The sequence below is a fragment of the Prevotella sp. HMSC073D09 genome (assembly GCF_001814145.1).
Lineage (GTDB): Bacteria > Bacteroidota > Bacteroidia > Bacteroidales > Bacteroidaceae > Prevotella > Prevotella conceptionensis.
Window position 1 is genome coordinate 1 of the sequence record NZ_KV815012.1, and the last position, 226, is coordinate 226.

Here is a 226-nt window from a genome sequence, read left to right on the forward strand (position 1 = left end):
AAATGCTGCCTGGAATCCATTTGGGCATCATTTTGGCAACTCTTAATGCCTCTTTATCTAATGCAGGATGCACGCTGCGGGCTACTTTAAAATGCGTTAGTTCGCCGCTGGTTTCCACAATTACGCCGATAACAACCTTGCCCTTAACGTCCTTTGCCTCATCAGGCTGTCGCACTTCTTTCTTTAAAAACTCCATCAGTGCCTTATCTCCGCCAGGGAATTGAGG

Annotated in this window: 1 protein-coding gene; it reads right to left on the reverse strand. The window is 46.9% G+C overall.

The window, feature by feature from the left end; translation table 11 throughout:
• On the reverse strand, positions 1–226 hold a 226-nt coding region (locus HMPREF2955_RS00515), incomplete at both ends, for an energy transducer TonB (RefSeq protein WP_139145434.1).